Genomic DNA, 15179 nt, shown 5'->3' with positions numbered 1-15179 from the left:
TTCATTTCAAAAACAGTTTATTGGGCAGCATACAGGGCCGGCGGCGTTTCCGCGCGGCGCAGGCTGCGCCGGTCGCGCGCATTGCCCCACGCATCGTTCTCATACTCGGAAACGTGGCGCATCTGGCCGGCACGGTCGACACTATAATCCTTGAAGACGATCATTTCATCAAGCAACACGCCAGGCAGCACGCGCGTGTACTCGAACAGCACGCTGCGCACCACTTCGGCGCCGCCGCAGACATGGCTGCCGTGGCCGATCCAGGCCGGCCCGATGATGGTCGTGCCCGCTTCGATGCGGCAGCCCGAGCCGATGTAGACGGGCCCCTCGATGCGCGTGCCGCCGCTCCAGTCGATGCTGGTGTTCAGGCCGGCCCACACGCCATCGGCGATGCGGGTGCCAGGAACATGTAAATTGGCAACTTTTCCCATCAACACACTTTGCAGCACTTCCCAGTAATCCTTGATGCTGCCGATATCGATCCAGTTGTACTGGCACTTTTGCGCATGGAAGGGCAAGCCCCGCTCTACCAGCAGGGGAAACAGTTCCGAGCCGATATCGAAGGGCTGGCCGGCGGGAATCAGGTCCAGCACGGCCGGCTCGAAAATATAGATGCCGGTGCTGACGCAATTGGACAACGCATCGGCCTGCGCCGGCTTTTCCTGAAAGGCGCGGATGCGCCCGTCCGCATCGCTGACCACCACGCCATAGCTCGACACCTTGTCCCACGGCACTTCCAGGGTGATGACGGTCGCCAGCGCGCCCTTGCTGCGATGCTCGCGCACGGCCGCTTCCAGGTCCAGGTCGATCAAGGCGTCGCCGCACAGCACGATCGTCGTGTCGTCGAAAAAGCCGCCGAACTCCTGGATCTTCTTCATGCCGCCGGCCGAGCCCAGCGGCTGCGGCACGACCTCGCCCGCGTCGTTCGTATAGCCTTCGAAGGAATAGCCGATGCGCACGCCGAACTGGTGGCCTTCGCCGAAATACTCCTCGATCTTTTCATGCAGGTAGCTGACATTGACCATGATATCGGTCACGCCATGCTGCGCCAGGTGTTCCACCACCATAAGCCATCACGGGTTTGCCCAGGATGGGAATCATCGGCTTGGGCAAATCGTAGGTCAGGGGCTGCACGCGCGTGCCCTTGCCTGCGGCCAATATCATTGCTTTCATCGTCGGACATACTCCATCAGGATTGAGTGCACTTCAGCGGCCATCCTTGCTCAAGGTCACGGGAGCGGCGGGCGCGGCGGCGGGAAACAGGCGCGCATACGCGGCCAGCAGCTTGGGCGCTTCATATTCCCACTCCAGCTCGTTGATCACGCGGTGGCGGCCAAACGCCCCCATCTGTTCGCGGCGGGCGGGGTCGTCCAGCAATTCGACGATCTTGCGCGCCATGTCGACAGGGTCGTTCTTCAATGCATACAAGGATGCCTGCTGCGCGGAAACCTTGCCCTCGACCAGATCAAACTGCACGATCGGTTTGCCCAGCGCCATGTATTCCATGATCTTGTTCATGGTCGACTTGTCGTTCATGTCGTTGGCCACGTCCGGATTCACGCACACATCGGACGTGTTGAGCATTTCCAGCAGCTGCTGGTCCGGCACGCGCCCCGTAAACGTCACGTAATCGGCGATGCCCAGGTCGTGCGCCATCTGCTTCATCTGTTCCAGCGACGTGCCGCCGCCCACCAGGCCGAACTGCACATCCTCGCGCTTCAGGGTTTGCACGATGTATTGCGCCGCCTGCAGCAGCAGGTCGATGCCTTCCTGCGCACCCATCACACCCACATAGCCGACCAGGTAGGCGCGGCCCTTCTTGAGTTCCGGCACGGGCGGCAGCACGCGCAGGCGGTCCAGCTTGGGTCCGCTGCGCACCACGTAGACGTCGTTCGGGTCCATGCCGCCCCGCTCGATGGCAATCTTCTTGTACGACTCGTTGGTGGCGATCGACACGTCGGCGCTCTGGAACGACCAGCGCTCGAACAGCACCATCAGCTTGTAAAAGAAATCGCGGCGGCCGAACTTGGCTTCGTACAGCTCCGGATTGATGTCGTGGTGGTCGAACAGGAAACGCTTGCCCATCGTCAACTTGAAGAAGCCGCCGATGAGGAACAGCAAATCGGGCGGATTGCAGGCGTGAATCACGTCGAAGCCGCGCGCAAAATGCACTTTCCATGCCAGACGGAAAGTATGGAACAGCGCCAGCGAGTATTCCACCAGGTAGCCCTTGGCCCCTTCCGCTTCCAGCGGCAGGTTGTAGCGGTAGATATGGATGCCGTCGATGGCTTCGTAGCGCGACTCGTAGCCCTTGCCCGTCGGGCAGATGATCGACACTTCGTAGCCATTCGCATGCAGGGTGGTCGCTTCCTGCCACACGCGCCGGTCGAACGGCGACGGCAGGTTTTCCACCAGGATCAGCACGCGCCTTGGCTGGCCAGCCACGGTGTTACCAGCAGATGCCGTCATATTGCTCTCCACTTTGTTCCTTGCTGATGCGCACCAGGTCGACGATCTGCTGGTGCGGCCGCAGGCTGGCGGGCACGGTCTTGAATTCGGCCGCGCCGTTGCCGATGACGATGGTGTCGGCAAAATCGAGCACGTCCTGCATGTTGTCCACCATCAACTTGGAAATGTGCGGGATCATGTTCAGGATGTAATCCTGGTTGGCGCCCGTCAGGGCGGCCAGGTTGACGTTCTTGTCGTACAGCTTCAGCTCGTAGCCCTTGCCCAGCAAATACTCGATGACATCGACCAGCGGCGACTCGCGCAAGTCGTCCGTGCCGGCCTTGAACGAGAAGCCCAGGATGCCCACCTTGCGCGCGCCCTTGTCGACGATCATCTTGATGCCCTTTTCCACTTGCTTCTGGTTCGATGGCAGGATAGAGTTAAGCAAGGGCAAATCGAGATCCAGGCTGCGCGCCTTGTAGGTCAGCGCGCGCACGTCCTTCGGCAGGCACGAGCCGCCGAAGGCAAAGCCCGGCTTCATGTAGTACGGCGACAAATTCAGCTTGGTGTCCTGGCAGAAGATCTCCATCACCGTGTGGCCATCGATGCCGACGGCCTTGCAGATATTGCCGATTTCATTGGCGAACGCCACCTTGACGGCGTGCCAGGTGTTGTCCGTGTATTTCACCATTTCGGCCGTTTCCACGTCCGTGCGCACCAGCGGCGCGTCCATTTTTTCGTACAGCTGCACCAGCAAGGCGCCCGCCTTTTCATCGGATTCGCCGATCACCGTCTTCGGCGGATTGTAGTAATCGTAGACGGCCGTGCCTTCGCGCAGGAATTCCGGGTTGTTGCAGACGCCAAAGTCGACGCCGGCCACCTTGCCCGAGGCCGCTTCCAGGGTCGGGATCACCAGCGCGCGCATGGAGCCGGGCAGCATGGTCGAGCGCGCCACGACGACGTGGAAGCTGTCTTTTTCGCGGATGGCGGCGCCGATTTCCTGGCACACCTTGCGCACGTGGCTCAGGTCCAGGTTGCCATTGAGCTGCGACGGCGTGCCCACGCAGATGAGCGACATGTCCGAGCCGAAGACGGCGTCGCGCACGTCGAAGGTGTGGCGCGCAAATGGCCGCTTTTGACGGTGGCGGCAATCATCTCGCCGATGTCTTTTTCGATGATGGGCGTGGTGCCCTGGTTGATCAGCTCCACCTTGGTCCTGTTCGGATCGACGCCGATCACTTCGTGTCCATCCGTTGCCAGGCAACCAGCCGAGACGGCACCCACATAACCCAAACCAAATATGCTAATTTTCATGTTTTCCTCGTATTTTCTGACAGATCAGGGGTAGCCAAACTCAGGTGAAACTCCGTGCGCAAGGTGGCCGCGCCTTGCACTTGCGCGCGCCAGACCAGTACAGGCGCAGCCTGTTTTTCATCGAAGCGGCGCGAAATCCAGCCCAGCGGCGGCTCATCGCTGCCGCATACCAGTTGCACTGTGGCATCCGGCAAGGACGGCAGATGCATTTCCAGCGAGAAATCATCGCCCGCCACGCGCAGCACCCGGCCATCGAGCCGCACGCGGCAGCGGGGGTCAAAGTGCCAGAACAGCTCCACTGCATGCGCGCCCTGGCATGCAAGCACGTCGTCGACCACGATCAGCGCGGCGCCGGGCGCCACGCGCACGTCGCGCCGGTGCAGCACGGCATCTTTCAAGCCCATATAGCCGTCATGGCTGGCGCTCCAGAATTGCCCATCGGCATCGTCACGCCAGGCCAGACACTGCGCGCCGGCCTTGCGCAGCCACAGGAAGTTGCCGCCCGACTCGGACTGGTCGCGGCCATCGATGCGCACGGTATTGTGCGCGCTGGTGCCGCGGAAGTAATCGCGCCACTGCTTGTGCGTGTGGTAGGCGTAGGTGCCCGGGTCGACCAGCACCGCCTGGCCCGCCACAGACAAGGTCAGCGCCAGCGCATCGGCGTGGCCATGCGCGGCAATGCCCAGGTAGCCCAGCGGGCCGGCGTCGGCAATCAGGCGCACTTCGGATGCCGTATCGAAACGCGCGCCCATCACGTAATAGCCGCCATCGGGGAAGGCGCGCGGCAAGGTTGCCGGCGCGGCGTCCGGCAAGGCATCGAAAGCCTGCGCGCCCGCCTCGCCCAGCAGCCAGGCGCTTTTCTCATCGAAAGTGCGCGCCTTGGCCTTGAAGTCGGCGCGGCCGAACAGGGCCGCGCCGCTGGCCAGCAGCGAGGCATAGGGATTGGCGCCCGGTGTCTTGTCCCAGTGCGCCAGCAGCGCGTCGTCGGCGTCGCCGATCATCGGCACGTCGCCCGCCACGTTCGTCATGGCGGCGAGAAAGTCCAGCATGGCTTCCAGGCGCCGCAAAAAGGCGGCCGAGCGGGGACGGCCATTCGCGCGGCCCGCCAGCACGCACAGCAGCATTTCATCGGCCACCGTGTGCTGGTAATAAATAGCTTGCTCGCGGTTCACGCCGTCCGGGCCGTTCTGCAGCAGCGCCTGCGCTTCCAGCTCGCGTTCCGTCTGCGCCAGCCAGCCGGCACTTTCCGGCCAGCAAGGCCATGTGAGCGCGGCGATATGCAAGCCCGTCAATTCGCCAAACAGGTGGTTGTTGGCCGACGAGTGACGCGACAAGTGGCCCGCGATGAAGTGGCAATGCTGGTAGATGCTGTCAAGCCAGCGCTGCAAAAAGGCTTGCCCTTGCGCTCCCGCAAACAAGGGGCTGTTGATGCCGCCAAGCAAGTGCCACGCATGCGACCAGCTGACCAGGCGCAGGGCCAGCTCCAGCGCGCTGCTCCAGTTCGGCCCCAGCGGATACGGACACTGCTGCCACCACGATTCGAGCAACGCTTGCGCCCCGCGCGCATGGCGCAGGTCGCCGCCCAGGTGGTAGGCCATCGCCAGGTCGGCCACGGCCAGGTGGCGGTTCGGTTCCCACAGGCATTTGATGTCGCCCACCACCGCTTCATCGCGGTAATTGAGCGTCTTGCCGAAGCCCAGCGGCACCACGGTGCCCGTCTTCGGATCGCGGTTCCATTGCGGCGGGAAACCCAGGTCCGCATCGCGCAGGGCGAACACGTCGAAACGACCCGCCAGCAGGCGTTCGGCGGCCGCCAGGTGCGGCGCCGCATCGATGGGCAGACCCAGCCATGGCGCGCCGAAACGCTGGCGGGCGGCGGGCGGCGGCACGTGCGCCAGGCCGTAGCCGCGCGCCTGCAGCCGCTGCTGCACGGCATCACGCACGCGGTGCGCTACCTCGGGCGCCCCCATGGCGCGCAAGCGGTTCAGTTTCCAGGACAAATTGCTCAGCATGGGCATCTCACAGATACTGGCGCTGCCAGATTTCCAGGGTGAGCAAGCTCCACAGCAGCTTCTCGTGGTTTTGCCGCCCTGCAACGTGTTCAGCCAGCACCTGCTGCAGCGCCGCCGCATGGTAGTAGTGGCGCGTGCGCGACTCGGCGCCCGTCAGGTGTTCGTACAGGTAATCCTTCATGGGGCCGCGGAACCATTCGTTGACGGGCACGCGGAAACCCACTTTCGGGCGCGCCAGAATATTTTCCGGCAACAACTGTTTCATGGCTTCGCGCAAGATCCACTTGGTGGTGCGGCCGCGCACGCGGTACTCGTCCGGCAGGCTCGACACATACGCCGCCAGTTCGTGGTCCATGAAGGGCATGCGCGCTTCCAGCGACGCGGCCATGGTCATGCGGTCACCCCGCTCCAGCAGATTGTCGGGCAGCCAGCTCAGCTGGTCGAAGCACAGGATGCGGCGCAAGGCGCTGTTGTCCGCGCTGCCGCAGCCCAGCGAGGGGTCGCGCTGGCGCACCGGCGGCGGCATGGCCACCAGGCGCGCCCGCTCCTGGTCGGACATCATGCCGAACCAGCGCGGCATGCGCTCGTCGAACGCCTCCAGGCCCAGGTTGACGATGGCCGTCTTGGCGCGGCGGAAACGATATGGCAAGGCGCCGATAGCCGGCTCGATCAGGCCGTGGCGCAGCAGGCCCGGCAGCATCTGGTAGTTGCCCGCATAGCGTTCGTACACGTGTTTCGGGTAGCCGCCGAGGATTTCATCGGAGCCTTCGCCCGTCAGCACCATCTTGACCGTCTTGCGCGACTCTTTCGCCAGCAGGTAGATGGGAATGTCGGACGGCTCGGCCACGGGGGCGTCGCGGAAGCGCACGAGGTCGGGCAGCAAGGCGATGACCTGGTCGACGGACACTTCCAGCTCATGGTGTTCCGTAGAAAATTGCCGGGCGATATCGGCCGCATACGCCAGTTCGCTGAAGCCGCCCTCCTTGAAGCCGACGGAAAAGGTTTTCACGGGCACGCCCGCATGGCGCGACATCAGCGCCACCACGGCCGACGAATCGATGCCGCCGGACAGGAAGGCGCCGAAGGGCACGTCGGAAATCATGCGGATGCGCACCGATTCATCGAGCTTGGCGAGGAAAGTGGCGACGGGGTCGGCCGGCAGCGGGGCCGCCGCACGGGGCCGGCTGTCGGGCGGCGTGTAGTACACGCGCTCGCGCAGCACGCCGTTTTCCCACGTGGCCGTGGAGCCGGGCGCCAGCTTGCGGATGCCCTGGAACAAGGTGGCCGGGCCCGGCACGTAGCGGTAGGCGAAATAATCCCAGATGGCGGCCTGGTCCGCTTGCGGCGCCACGTCGGGCAAGGCCAGCAGGGCCTTGATTTCCGAGCCGAAGGCCAGTTTTCCCTCGTGTTGCCACAGGAACAGCGGTTTCTTGCCGAACGGGTCGCGCGCCATGAACAGGCAATTCTTGCGCGCATCCCAGATGGCAAACGCAAACATGCCGCGGAAATGCTGCACGCACTCCTCGCCCCATTGCACGTAGGCATGCACGATGGTTTCCGTGTCCGATGCCGTGCGGAAATGGTGGCCCAGCGTGATCAGTTCGTCGCGCAGGGGCTGGAAATTGTAGATTTCGCCATTGAAGATGATCTGCACGTCGCCCGCCGCATTGCCCAGCGGCTGGTGGCCCGTGGCGATATCGATGATGGACAGGCGGCGGTGCAGCAAACCCACCTGCCAGGCGCCGTCGGCCGTCGCCGCCTGCAGCACGCCCGTGTCATCGGGGCCGCGGTGGGCGATGGCGCGCCCCATGGCGTCGAGCGCGGCAGGCAAGCCGGCGACGGACGAAGGGAAGATCAAACCGGCAATACCGCACATATAGGCTCGCTTAAAAAAGAGTTCGGCTAGACTGCCGGCGGCGCCAGCATGGCGCGGTAAACGCGGCGGAAATCCTGCGCCAGGCGCTCGACCGTATAGGCGCTTTCGATGCGCTCGCGGCACGCTTGCCCCATGCGCTGCAGCAGGCCGCGGTCGGCGTCGAGGCGCACGATGGCGTCCGCCAGCGCCTGCGCATTGCGCGGCGGCACGAAAACGCCATGCACGCCGTCTTGCATCACATCGGGAATCGCGCCCACGGGGCACACGAGCGCCGGCGTGCGCGCGGCCATGCTTTCCAGCAAGGCGTACGGCAAACCCTCATGGTGCGTGGGAAAGCCAAACAGGTCGGCATCGCGCCAGGCCGCCTCTTTTTCCACGCCAAATTTTTGCCCCAGGAACGTCACCGTGTCCTGCAAGCCCAGCGCCGCCACCCGCTCGCGCAAGGCCGCGTCGGCCGGGCCGCTGCCCACCAGGGCCAGGGTGGCTGCCACGCCGGCGCCGCGCACCAGGCGCATCGCCTCGACCAGCTCGAACAAGCCCTTGCTGTCGGCCAGACGGCCCACGTACACGAGCGACAGCGGACGCTGCGGAGCAAGCGTCTTGGCGCCCGCATCCGTACCGGCATCGATGGCGTTCGGGATGACTTCCGGCGCCAGCGCCGCATCGAAGCGGCGATAGCCGAGCAATTCGCACTGCGCCAGCAGCACCAGCGCGTCGGGCAGGCGCAGCACGCGCCGCAGCACGCCCGTCAACAGGCCCTTGCCGCCGAAAAACACCTGCGGCAAGGCGCCGCCATGCACCTGGTACAGCACGCGCTTGCCCATGGCCTTGGCCAGCAGCAAGTACACGAGGTCGCGCCAATAGCTTTTCACTTCCATCGACGTGTTGATGTGCACGATCTGCGGCTGGTGCACGCGCAAGGCGCGCACGAACTGAACGGGACTCCAGGCAAAACGCAGCAGCTTGCGCAAGCGCGACTCTTGCCGGCCTTCACTTCCCACCTGGAAATGCACCAGTTGAAAGTCGCGCGACAGGGAACAGGAAAACAGTTGGTTCAAATGGGTAGTCACCCCGCTGACCGCATTGAGCGCGGGTCCAAGCAACATTACAGTAGTCATATTGACATTATATGTTATAAATTTGTAATTTAGCTATGGACGCACCTATTTTTACACCGATCAGGCCACACCCCAGTTGCTTCCACGCAGCATGGCCAGCTTCATTCTGCGCGCCACGGCTTGAATCGGCAACAAATACTTGCTGGCTGTACACATACCGTCAGGCGCCAGCCAGGGCCCGGTAGCGCTGCGCCAGTTCGGCCGACAGCACGCGGTAGCTGCGTTGCGTTTCGATATACGCGGCGCCGGCCTGGGCACGCGCGCGCGCCGCCGGCACATCGCGCAGGATCGCCGTCATCGCCACGGCCAGCGCCGCCGGATTGCTGGCCGTCAGCCAGCCTGCCTGGCTGTCCGACAGCACGCGCACCTGGTCGGGATTGTCATTGCCCACGGCCGGCAGGCACAGGGCCAGGTATTCCAGCAGCTTGGTGGGCGAACAGACATCACCGATGATGCCGCGGGGAAAGTACGACAGTGCCGCATCGGTGCCCGCCAGCAAGGGCCAGGCCTGGCTCGACGGCAGCCAGCCCGTCACGCGCACGGCGTCGGCCAGTCCCGCGCGCTGCGCGTAGGCCAGCAAGGCATCCACGTCGGACGGCGTGTCCGAGGCGCCGATCAGCAGCAGACAGGCGTCGGGCAACTGCTGGCGCACGATCAGCAAGGCGTCGAGCAGGCGTTCGAGCTGGCGCGACTGGTCCAACGTGCCCAGGTAGCCCAGCAGCGGCACGCTTTCCCAGCCGGCGGGCCGGCACGCCACGATCGATTGCTGGCCCAGCACTTCCGTATCCACGCCCATCGGCACGGCGCTCATGCGCTGCGCGGCGATGCCGTGCGTGCGCATCAGTTCGAGCATCGCCTCGCTTTGCACGAAGACATGGTCGGCGCGCGGCAGCAGCACCCGGTACAGCAGCCAGCGCTCGACCAGGCCCTTGCACAGCACCAGGCGCGCGCGCAAGGTGCGGCGCTGCGCCAGGCTGCTGCGCGCCCGCTCGATGCGGCCTTCGCTGATCAGGAACGAGACCCAGTAATAAAAGGGGATGCCTTTCAGGCGCGCCGCCAGCAGGGCCAGCAGCCCCGTCGGCACCATGTCGCGCACCTGGATCGCATCGCAGCTGGCGCGCCTGGCGGCCAGCAAGGCGCGCACGCAGGTCCATTGGAACGCCAGTTCGCGCGCGATGCGGTTGTGCCGGAAGCGCCCGCTGCGCACGGAGCGAAAGCCCTGCCCCGGTTGTGCCTGCGCCGCGGGCGCATCGGGCGAAGGCATGCCGACGATGTCGCATTCGATGCCGTGGCGCGGCAGGTATTTGCCGAACAGCACGGCGACGTCGGCGCGGAAGGTGGGCAAGCTTTCCGGTACAAATTGCAAAATCTTCAGGGGCATGGGGAAACCGTCTACCTGGCGCGTCAGAGGGGAAGATGGCTCGGGCATAGTCTGCACGAGCCGATACTCATATGAATTTATTATCTATGTTACATGAAAAACAGCATGGCCGTGACTGGCTGCGGCGCAAAAAAAAAGCAATGCCTGGGCTGGCATTGCTTTTCTTGTGCGGTGCGCGTGGCTTTACTTGGGCAGCGGCAACGTCAGCGTTTGCGTGCCGACGATCACCTTGCGCAAGCCGCCGCTGGTGTCGAGCTTGACGGCGGTGTTCTTGCAGCCCACGTCGAGCACGGTGAGGAATTCGCCGCTGGTGGCCGCGGCCGCCTTGACGAACACGCCATGGTCTTCATAGGTGCCGGCTTGCGGCGGCGGCCCCACGCGGCGCTCGAAGCGCTGCGCCGTGGTGGTCAAGGGCACGATGCACACGCTGCGGCTCTGGTTGGTGACCGAGATCTTGCCGGCAGCGTCGACGACGATCGGCGCGTAGCCATGGAAATTCCATTCGAACACGCGCGGCGTGGCCGACGAGAACTGGTCGAGGATGACGGCCGTGTTGCTGCCGCGCACATACCAGATCTTGCGCACGGCCGACTTGAGCTGCCCCGCATACGCCAGCGTGGCGTCGCCCTCCACGTAATCGACGGCCGGCGTGGTGGAAAACGCCATGATGCGGCCATTGCGCGCCAGCGGCTCTTCATAGCCATCCACGTTTTGCCCGATGCCGCCGTCAAAGGTCAGCGCATTGTGCGACTTCGACGGACGGTACCAGGAATTCCACAGCGGCGAATCGTACCAGTCATACCAGCCCGTCTCCGTCAGCAGCGGCACGCCGCCGCTGAACAGCACGAAGCCGTTCTGGTCGCCATGGCTGTGGTTGAACGAGCCATACGCGCTGGACTTGAAGTACAGCGAAGTGCGGCCACTGTCGGCCAGGTTGCTGTGCATGGCCGTCCAGCCGATGCTCGGATAGTAGGCGGCGTTGGCCGGCGGCGTGGGAGTCGCCGTCACCGTATTGACGGGCATCGGGTAAGGCGACTGCAGGGTGGCCAGCACGTCGTCGGGACGCGTCAGGTTCTTCACATACCAGGCCGACTGCGGCGTGGCGTAGCGCGAGGCGAAGCCTTTCATGAAGCGGAACTCGGGCGCCGTCTCGTGGCCATCGCCAAAGACGTGGGTTTGCTGGCCCGGCGGCACGAAATGCATGAGGAATTGCGCAAAGCCGCGCGACCAGGGCTTGTCGAACATGTTTACGCCCGTGGCCTGCGCCAGCGCCGGCCAGATCTGCAGCGCGAAGTCGGCCTCGTATTCCGCATACGCCGTGCCGTTGGCGAAACCGCCCTCCGGACCGCTCCAGATGCTGAACGAGCTGGCAAACGCGCGGAAGGCGAAGTCGAACCAGGTCTGCGCCTCGGGAATGTCGCCCAGCGCCAGCGTCGACGTCAGGGTCAGGTAGGCCATGCTGGTGGCCGCATGCGAATCATACGGATACTGGTCGAGGCGCCCGCCATTGGCCGACAAATCCTTGTACAGCGCATTCGTGCGCGCCGCCACCACGGACAGCCACTTGGTGCGCCGCGTCGTATCGCCATTGACGACCAGCGCCGTACCCAGGTTGTCGATGGCCTTCATCAGGCTTTGCGCCATGACGCGGCTGGCCATGTCCTGGTTGACGAAGCTGGTGGGACCGGTGATGTTCAGCGCGGCGAACTGGTCGCCGCGGCGGATCGCTTCATCGAGGTAGATCTTTTCGCCCGTCAAGCGGTACAGCAGGGCCGCGCCTTCCAGCTGGCGCGCATTCGGATTGACGCGCGTCATGATGTTGGCCGCCTGCGCCACCACGGCGGCCGTGCGGATGGCGCCCGGCACCAGCGGCCATTCGGCGTCGGACACCGTCTTGAGCGCCGTCATGTAGTACTTCACTTCGTTCGTCAGGCCATTTAACGCCGGCGTGCGGTCCGTGCGCATGGCCGAGGTCCACGTGGAAAACAGCTTGGTCCCGCTGGGCAGTGCGCGCGGCCGGGGCTTGCTCAGGATAGTGTTACGCAAAGTCACATTTTCCGGCACTTCGAACAGCTGCGAGTTACTACCGATCACAAAGTTGCGGGGGCTGGACCACTCTTGCGAAGTGGATGGCCGCACGCGCCATGTATAGCTACCTACAGGAAATGATTTCGGCGGCAAATACCAATTGCGCGAAGTATTGAAGGTTTTATACAGCACACCGCCCTGCATCACCTGGACGACGTAGGCTGGCGGCAAGGTGGCATGCCGTGACCAGGTGAAGGTGGGAGGATTTTGCGGCTGCGACTGCATATTGTCGGGCAGAGGACGAACGGCAAGGGCTTCGCTCGACTGGACCCAGTCGGCCTGGGCCATTCCGCACAGCGGCAATAACAATAGCCAGCGGGCGCGCAGCAGGGGACGTTTGCTAGATTTCATGGCGGGGGCTTCCTTTGCCGGGGGGCGGATTGAAGGTCGGGAAAACATTACTTTTGGTTACTATTTAACTTGTACAATGTTACCGCAACGCAAACAGTACGGCTTTTTCGCACACAAGTATGGAGGTTTGGGCGCCCAAAGAACTCGGGCGTATGCCGCAATTATACCGAAATGCCTCCCGGCAACGCCGGAATTAAGCGGGGGTGCGTGATTTACGCCACAAGGACCAGCGCCGCGTCATGCCCGGTGTAAATAACACGCACATGGCGGCCGTCGTCCACCAGTGGCGCGTCACGCCATGGCGGGCCGCGCGCGCCAGTTCGGCCAGGGCCGCGCCGCGCCGCCCCCCTTCGAGCATTTCGCGCACCACGGCCACGCGCGCATTCGAGGCCAGCAGCAAGGCCGGCCGGCGTGCCCGGTTGCCGGCCGGCCAGGCGCGCGCGCGCGCCTCGAGCCGCAGAAACACGGCAAGACCACGTCGCGCCCCAGGATGGCCGTCAGGCTGCCGCCCACTTCGCGCCGGTACGCCACCAGCGGCGCCGCCGCCAGCACCAGGCGATGCTGCTCGGCCAGGCGAAACCACAAGTCCAGGTCTTCGCCGAATTGCTCGCCTTCCGGGAAACACGGTTGCAGCGCGGCCAGCGCCGCGCGCCGCACGGCGACGGAATTGGTGCAGAAGAAGGGCCAGTGCTGGTTGAAATGCGTGAAGAATTCACCGATGCGCTGCGCCTGGGCGGGCGCGACGGGCGCGCCCGCCATGTCCGGCGTGCTGCCGGGCGCGAAACTGGTGTAGCCGGTGGCAAAAAAACAGTCGTCGGGAAATGCCTGCGCCAGGCCGACCTGCGTGCGCAGGTAATCGGGCGCGTACAGGTCGTCCGCATCGAGAAAGCAGACGAGTTCGCCCCGCGCCTCGGCGATGCCGCGGTTGCGCGCGCGCGACACGCCGCCATTCGCCTGGCGGATCAGGCGCACGCGCGCATCCGCGCAGGCCAGCACGCGCTGCGCGCCGTCGTCGCCGGAACCGTCGTCGACCACCAGTACTTCCCAGTCGGCATGCGTCTGCGCCAGCACCGACGCCAGGGTCGCCTCGACATACGGGCCCTTGTTATACAGCGGGATGATGACCGAGCACAGCATTACGCCATTCCCGGCACGCGTACCTTGCGCGCCCTGACCGCCTGCCGGTCGGCCGTCGGATAGTAGGCGGCCACGATGATGAGCAGCAGCAAGTGCGTCAGCGCCTCGGCGGCGAAACCGGCCAGCGACAGGGGCACTTCGCTGAAGGAGCGGCTGATGATCAGCACGAACAGCGCCATCGACAGGCCCTGGCTGGCCCGCGCCGTGCGCGCCGCGCCGTACAGCAGCACGATCACGTACAGCACCAGGCCGACGGCGCCGACGGTGCCCGCGCTCGACAGGCTCTGGTAGAACTGGCTGTGCGCATGCGTGGCGTACGGCATGCCGTGCTCAGGCGGAATGCCTCATCCCAGATCTGCAAGCCGTAGCCGAACACGGGGTTCTTGTGCCATTCCTGCACCGCCACCTGCCAGATCACGTCGCGCCCCGTAAAACTGAGCAATTCGAAGCCTTCATTGCTTGAGGCAAAGCGCGCCAGCTTGGCGTCGAGGTTGCCGAACATCACCAGCAGCATGCCCAGCACGCACAGCAAAATGAAACAGAAGATGCCGATGATCGACAATTGCGGGCGGCGGTAGTCGAACAGGCGCTCCTTGATCTGCTCGCGGAAACCGAAATACGCGATACAGGCAAAGCACAGGATGCAGGCGATCCAGTTGGTTTTCGATTGCGCCAGCATCAGGCTGGCCAGGCCCAGCGTCCAGGCGAACAGGTTCAGTGCGCGCCAGGCATACGGCTTGCGCCACAGGCACAGCAGGAAGGCCACTGCCATCGGTCCCAGTCCGTTCGCATGGCTGGCCAGGCCCGCATAGCGCACGCTGAGGAAAGGAATCAGCCCATGGTAGTTCTTGTTGAAGACCATGTTCGGGTTCCAGGCCGCGACGGCCGCGCTGAGCACGAGGAACAGCAAGGTCGCATTGCGCATCGACACGATGCTCATGTCCACCTCTTTCGGCGTCATCAGCAAGGCGGCGTAACCGGCCAGGAACATGTACAGGTATTCATGCGAGACATCGGTATGGCTGCCCAGGAAGGCGGGGCTGAGAATATTCGTCAGAAAATAGATGAACAGCGCCCAGAACAGCAGCATCGGCATGGGCTTGAGCGTTTCGCGCTCCATCAAACGGTGCAGGATGCGCTCGCCGCAGGCGAAGATCACGAACAGCGAGGTCATGCGTCCAAACCAGACGCCGACCGGGTGGCGCACCGTTTGCGCCGTCAGCAGGATCTCGTTGCCGGAGATGTCGCGGTTCGACAGGATGGCCGTCAACGCGATCGACAGCATGACGGGATAGAACACGTAGGGCACCAGCCCGGTCTCGCGCTTATTCCCCCAATGAATGCTCAAGGCGATGACGAACACCAGCAGCAGCGCGCTGATCAGAGCAAACAGGCCAAACAGTATTTCACTCATGTGATTCTCGCGTATCCAGTAAGTTGTCGCAGGCGCAACG

Annotated in this window: 11 protein-coding genes and 1 pseudogene; all 12 read right to left on the bottom strand. The window is 64.1% G+C overall.

The window, feature by feature from the left end; translation table 11 throughout:
• Positions 1–17: 17 nt before the first annotated feature.
• Positions 18–1173: pseudogene (locus ACQVLG_RS15175) on the bottom strand (nucleotidyltransferase family protein).
• Positions 1174–1206: 33 nt separating this feature from the next.
• Positions 1207–2469, bottom strand: a complete 1263-nt coding sequence (locus tag ACQVLG_RS15170) for a glycosyltransferase family 4 protein (RefSeq protein ID WP_474295426.1) — start codon at positions 2467–2469, stop codon at positions 1207–1209.
• Complete coding sequence (locus ACQVLG_RS15165) at positions 2450–3553, bottom strand: nucleotide sugar dehydrogenase (protein WP_474295424.1); 1104 nt, start codon at positions 3551–3553, stop codon at positions 2450–2452. Before ACQVLG_RS15165 ends, ACQVLG_RS15170 begins: the two co-directional genes overlap by 20 nt.
• The gene (locus ACQVLG_RS15160; RefSeq protein ID WP_474295423.1) at positions 3472–3762 is read right to left on the bottom strand and encodes a hypothetical protein; all 291 of its coding nucleotides are present in this window, start codon (positions 3760–3762) and stop codon (positions 3472–3474) included. Before ACQVLG_RS15160 ends, ACQVLG_RS15165 begins: the two co-directional genes overlap by 82 nt.
• The gene (locus tag ACQVLG_RS15155) at positions 3759–5774 is read right to left on the bottom strand and encodes a heparinase II/III family protein (RefSeq protein WP_474295421.1); all 2016 of its coding nucleotides are present in this window, start codon (positions 5772–5774) and stop codon (positions 3759–3761) included. Before ACQVLG_RS15155 ends, ACQVLG_RS15160 begins: the two co-directional genes overlap by 4 nt.
• A 7-nt stretch (positions 5775–5781) precedes the next feature.
• The gene (gene asnB, locus ACQVLG_RS15150; RefSeq protein WP_474295420.1) at positions 5782–7650 is read right to left on the bottom strand and encodes an asparagine synthase (glutamine-hydrolyzing); all 1869 of its coding nucleotides are present in this window, start codon (positions 7648–7650) and stop codon (positions 5782–5784) included.
• Between the two features lie 26 nt (positions 7651–7676).
• Positions 7677–8756 carry a glycosyltransferase family 4 protein gene (locus tag ACQVLG_RS15145; RefSeq protein ID WP_474295418.1) on the bottom strand — a complete coding sequence of 360 codons (1080 nt, stop codon included), beginning with the start codon at positions 8754–8756 and terminating at the stop codon, positions 7677–7679.
• A 172-nt stretch (positions 8757–8928) separates the two neighbouring features.
• The gene (locus ACQVLG_RS15140) at positions 8929–10197 is read right to left on the bottom strand and encodes a glycosyltransferase (protein WP_230538414.1); all 1269 of its coding nucleotides are present in this window, start codon (positions 10195–10197) and stop codon (positions 8929–8931) included.
• A gap of 135 nt (positions 10198–10332) precedes the next feature.
• On the bottom strand, positions 10333–12588 hold the full coding sequence (locus ACQVLG_RS15135; protein ID WP_474295416.1) for a heparinase II/III domain-containing protein: 2256 nt from the start codon (positions 12586–12588) through the stop codon (positions 10333–10335).
• 291 nt (positions 12589–12879) lie between these two features.
• Complete coding sequence (locus tag ACQVLG_RS15130) at positions 12880–13725, bottom strand: glycosyltransferase family 2 protein (protein ID WP_474295414.1); 846 nt, start codon at positions 13723–13725, stop codon at positions 12880–12882.
• Entirely contained in the window at positions 13725–14048 is a 324-nt protein-coding gene (locus ACQVLG_RS15125; protein ID WP_474295412.1) for a hypothetical protein, read from the bottom strand. Before ACQVLG_RS15125 ends, ACQVLG_RS15130 begins: the two co-directional genes overlap by 1 nt.
• Positions 13958–15139, bottom strand: a complete 1182-nt coding sequence (locus tag ACQVLG_RS15120) for an O-antigen ligase family protein (protein WP_474295410.1) — start codon at positions 15137–15139, stop codon at positions 13958–13960. The genes ACQVLG_RS15125 and ACQVLG_RS15120 overlap by 91 nt, the downstream gene beginning before the upstream one ends.
• Positions 15140–15179: the final 40 nt, after the last annotated feature.

It is taken from the genome of Janthinobacterium sp. TPC_1 (assembly GCF_056037845.1).
This window is presented reverse-complemented; position numbering and strand designations above follow the sequence as displayed.

Bases quoted from the DNA above. Each gene is read 5' to 3' on its own strand.
- ACQVLG_RS15130 (WP_474295414.1), bottom strand. From the start codon at position 13,725: ATGCTGTGCTCGGTCATCATCCCGCTGTATAACAAGGGCCCGTATGTC.
- ACQVLG_RS15135 (WP_474295416.1), bottom strand. From the start codon at position 12,588: ATGAAATCTAGCAAACGTCCCCTGCTGCGCGCCCGCTGGCTATTGTTA.
- ACQVLG_RS15160 (WP_474295423.1), bottom strand. From the start codon at position 3,762: ATGAAAATTAGCATATTTGGTTTGGGTTATGTGGGTGCCGTCTCGGCT.
- ACQVLG_RS15140 (WP_230538414.1), bottom strand. From the start codon at position 10,197: ATGCCCGAGCCATCTTCCCCTCTGACGCGCCAGGTAGACGGTTTCCCC.
- ACQVLG_RS15125 (WP_474295412.1), bottom strand. From the start codon at position 14,048: ATGCCGTACGCCACGCATGCGCACAGCCAGTTCTACCAGAGCCTGTCG.
- asnB (WP_474295420.1), bottom strand. From the start codon at position 7,650: ATGTGCGGTATTGCCGGTTTGATCTTCCCTTCGTCCGTCGCCGGCTTG.
- ACQVLG_RS15155 (WP_474295421.1), bottom strand. From the start codon at position 5,774: ATGCTGAGCAATTTGTCCTGGAAACTGAACCGCTTGCGCGCCATGGGG.
- ACQVLG_RS15145 (WP_474295418.1), bottom strand. From the start codon at position 8,756: ATGTTGCTTGGACCCGCGCTCAATGCGGTCAGCGGGGTGACTACCCAT.
- ACQVLG_RS15120 (WP_474295410.1), bottom strand. From the start codon at position 15,139: ATGAGTGAAATACTGTTTGGCCTGTTTGCTCTGATCAGCGCGCTGCTG.
- ACQVLG_RS15170 (WP_474295426.1), bottom strand. From the start codon at position 2,469: ATGACGGCATCTGCTGGTAACACCGTGGCTGGCCAGCCAAGGCGCGTG.